This is a genomic window from Desulfurellaceae bacterium (genome assembly GCA_021296095.1).
Classification (GTDB): domain Bacteria; phylum Desulfobacterota; class Binatia; order Bin18; family Bin18; genus JAAXHF01.
In genome coordinates this window covers 24,243-27,785 of the sequence record JAGWBB010000088.1, presented here as the reverse complement: position 1 = coordinate 27,785, position 3,543 = coordinate 24,243, and the positions used below count along the sequence as shown (strand labels likewise).

At 62.2% G+C, this 3,543-nt stretch carries 4 protein-coding genes; 2 read left to right on the top strand and 2 right to left on the bottom strand.

All coding sequences use genetic code 11. From position 1 onward, the window contains the following. Positions 1 to 24: 24 nt before the first annotated feature. Together J4F42_17990 and J4F42_17985 are read left to right on the top strand one after the other, a co-directional pair. Positions 25 to 861 carry a ZIP family metal transporter gene (locus J4F42_17990; GenBank protein MCE2487410.1) on the top strand — a complete coding sequence of 279 codons (837 nt, stop codon included), beginning with the start codon at positions 25 to 27 and terminating at the stop codon, positions 859 to 861. 156 nt (positions 862 to 1,017) lie between these two features. Beyond that, positions 1,018 to 1,722: a crotonase/enoyl-CoA hydratase family protein gene (locus J4F42_17985; protein ID MCE2487409.1), complete on the top strand. Its 705-nt coding sequence runs from the start codon at positions 1,018 to 1,020 to the stop codon at positions 1,720 to 1,722. Positions 1,723 to 1,839: 117 nt separating this feature from the next. On the opposite strand, the gene J4F42_17980 is transcribed toward J4F42_17985, so the two are convergent. Next, positions 1,840 to 2,703, bottom strand: a complete 864-nt coding sequence (locus J4F42_17980) for an LLM class F420-dependent oxidoreductase (GenBank protein MCE2487408.1) — start codon at positions 2,701 to 2,703, stop codon at positions 1,840 to 1,842. Between the two features lie 48 nt (positions 2,704 to 2,751). After that, positions 2,752 to 3,543, bottom strand: a 792-nt coding sequence (locus J4F42_17975; GenBank protein ID MCE2487407.1) for a hypothetical protein, incomplete at its 5' end; no start/stop codon positions are given.

Sequence of the window (3,543 nt, the reverse complement as noted above, 5' to 3'; positions counted from 1 at the left end):
TGCTTACTGTAGCATCACGAACTCATGTCAATTATCGCGTTCAAACTGCTCGCCGCCGCCGCCATCTTCGGCGTTGGCCTCGTCGGCGGCCTGATCCCGCTCTTCGCAGCCCAGCACGCGGCCAGCCGGCGTTTCTTTTCGTTGGGCAATGCCTTTGCCGGCGGACTTTTCCTCGGGGTCGGTTTCATCCACCTTCTGCCCGAAGGGATCGAAAAGCTCGAAGGGGTCGTTGAATACCCACTGGCTGCACTGCTGGCAGCGCTGGGGCTGGGCGTCCTGCTGCTGATCGACCGCGTCATTTTCAGCGATCAGCGTGCCGACCAGCCCCAGTCCCTCTACCCCTATGTGCTGCTGGGGCTGCTGTCCATCCACTCGGTCATTGCCGGTATCTCCCTGGGACTTGAGCCCCACCTGGCGGCTTCAGCCGTCATTACGCTGGGCATCCTGTGCCACAAGGCATCGGCCGCCTTTGCCCTCATGGTGAGCATTCATGTGGCCGGCTTTGAGGCCCGACGCCAGAAACGCATGCTGGCGCTCTTTGTCTCGATGACACCGCTGGGGATACTGCTCGGCCTGCTGGCCACCACCGGCTTGGACGAGACGAGCACGACCCTCATCGCCGGTGGCTTTGACGCGCTGGCGGCCGGGACCTTCATCTATATTGCCATCCTCGACATCATCGACGAAGAGCTGGCCACGCGCGAGGTTCGCATGGCCAAGTTCGTGATGAGTTCCCTCAGCGGCGAGGACGACGTACCCATGCCAACCGAAGACCCTGACCGGCTGGCAAAGTTCATGCTGGTCATGGCAGGCATCCTCCTTATGGGCCTGCTGGTGCCTTTATCCCACATCGCCGAATAGGAGCCAGACGCCGGGAGCGACTCCTGTGGATGCACGCAGGGGCCTGCCGCGCTGCAGGGCCATTCCCCCAGGGGGTTTCCAGAGCGACATGTGCTTGACCAGGACGAACAGACAGGCAATAAAAGCCGGAACAATCCGACTCCAGGAAGACTTACGATGTCACACGAACTTGTACACTATGAACTCAAGGACGCCGTCGCCATCCTACGGATCGACGACGGCAAGGCCAATGCGGTCAGCCACGCCTTTATCGACGCGCTCAAGGCCGGGCTCGACCGGGCGGCTCAGGAAGCCCGCGCGGCCGTGATTGTCGGCCGACCTGGGCGTTTTTCAGCCGGTTTTGACCTGTCCGTGGTCCGCGACGGAGGCCCTGAGGCAGCCCGTGATCTCGTCACCGCCGGAGCCACAATGCTGATGCAGATGTATGTCCATCCGCAACCGCTGCTGATTGCCTGCACCGGCCACGCCATTGCCGCCGGAGCCCTGATGCTCCTGGCCGCAGACACCCGTATCGGGGCTGAGGGCGATTTCAAGATCGGTCTCAATGAGGTCGCCATCGGCATGAGCCTGCCGTCTTTTCTGGTCAGCCTGGCCCGCGAACGGCTGTCCAAACGCCACCTGACCCAGGCTACCCTCCAGGCCCGCCTGTACGACCCGGCCGGCGCGGTTGACGCGGGCTTTCTGGACCGCGCGTGTCCGGCCGACACGCTCCTTGAGGAGACGCTGCAAGAGGCCAAGCAGTTGGCCGAACTCCGCCCCGAAGCCTACCGCGACGCCAAACTCCGCAGCCGCCGGGCGGTGGCGGATGAGGTGCTGGCCACGCTTCAGGACGACCTGAACCGGCTCATGCCGGGCGCGTGAGTCAACATCTGGGTGGGCAGACAGGAGAAGAGTAAGGCGAGAGTGGCACTCCGGATTGTGTCGTCATTTCGACACCCTCACCCTAGCCCTCTCCCTGAGGGAGAGGGAATCAGACTCTCATTGAAACTGGCGGATCAGGCCAGCATAACGCTCCAGGACCGGCCACTGGGTATCCGGCTCGCCCGGCTCAATCAGAAACAACACCCGGTTGAAGCCCATCTGTATCAGCTCTCGGACGCGATTTTCCGGCCCACTCCGGCCAAACACACCGTCTGCGGTAATCACGCTCAGATCGAACTCATCCATCGACCGGCCAGCCTTGTCAGCCTCAACCCGGATCGCCTCAATACCGGCCGACAGGTCGTAGGGTCCGTCAACCGGGAACCAGCCGTCGCAATACTCGGCCACCCGTCTGGCCGACCACTTTGAGGTCGCCCCCATCAGGATGGGCGGGCCATCGGCCTGGACCGGTTTTGGCCAGCACCAGATAGGGTCAAAGTCCACAAACTGACCGTGGAACTCGGCCGCTTCCTTGGTCCAGATTTCGCGCACGGCCAGCACCCGTTCGCGCGTAATTTTCCAGCGGTCTTTGAAGCTCACCCCGTGGTTGGCCATTTCCTCGGCATTCCAGCCGGCCCCAATCCCGAACAGGAAGCGCCCGTTCGACACCCGGTCGAGGCAGGCTGTGGCCTTGGCCAGATTGATCGGGTGGTGCTCCGGCACGAGGCACACCGAGGTCCCGACCTTGAGCTTTTCCGTTACCGCCGCAGCTGCGGTCAGGGCAATAAAGGGATCGAAAAACTGGGCGTAATACATGGGCAGTTCGCCGCCCAGCGGAAACGGCGTCTGACGGCTGGTCGGGATGTGGGTGTGCTCGCCGTAGAACAAGGCCTCAAAACCCTTGTCCTCAGCCCAGCGCGCCAGGTCCGCAGGTTGAATGGAATAGTGGGTCGGAATCGACACGAGCCCGAAATCAGTCATGCTCACTCGCCTCCTGTCAGATTATCGGCTTCGATGCGCCCATGCGGACTACTTTGACAGCGGCTGGGCGGCCTGGCCGGTGTGGCTGAGGCTGACCGGGGTGTCGGCCAGGACGCTGGCTGCGGTCGCCTCGACGGCCGTGCCCTTGAAAAAGTCCGGGTTGGCCTGTCCCCAGAAATGGATCGGATTGTCACACACGAAAGCCCGGAAATCGTCGCGCGTCATCAGCTCATCCTCGACCAGTTCATAAGCTTCGGGGAGCACCCGATCCATATCCAACACGTCAAAGTGCCCGATATCCGAACCGAACAAGGCTCCCAAGCGGGCGCCAAACGCGTTGCTGCGGGGGTTAAAAGCCCAGGCGTTCATGCGATCATCAGCCTCACAGCCAAAATAAAAATTTCGGGTGAACAGCTCCTTGATATCTTGGGCCTGGCTGATCTCACACGCCGAGAAGTCGTCCAGGTTGCTGACCCCGCCGACATCGGTCGCGCCTCGACCCTTGACCACCGTATCAAAGGCCGCCTCCCGCTCGCGCAAGGCTTCAGCCATGCCGGGCGCATACGCCTCGGACAGCTGGCGCAGCAGGGACACATCGAGCCGGTCCGGGTTGACCTCGTCCAGGGCATTGAGATTGCGCTTTTCCCAGTGCTCGATCAAATCGGCGTACAGCTGGCAGGCCCAGCCCACACCGCCCTCCAAAAAGGCAAACTTGAGCTGCGGAAAGCGCCGCGTCACCCCGCCCAGGAAGAGCGCCTTGCATACCGCTTCGTTGGCGGCGGCAAAGTGACCGATATGGTTGTAGACAAAGTTGCTGGGCGAAACACGCAGCCCATAGCC

Bases quoted from the DNA above. Each gene is read 5' to 3' on its own strand.
- J4F42_17980 (MCE2487408.1), bottom strand. From the start codon at position 2,703: ATGACTGATTTCGGGCTCGTGTCGATTCCGACCCACTATTCCATTCAA.
- J4F42_17990 (MCE2487410.1), top strand. From the start codon at position 25: ATGTCAATTATCGCGTTCAAACTGCTCGCCGCCGCCGCCATCTTCGGC.
- J4F42_17985 (MCE2487409.1), top strand. From the start codon at position 1,018: ATGTCACACGAACTTGTACACTATGAACTCAAGGACGCCGTCGCCATC.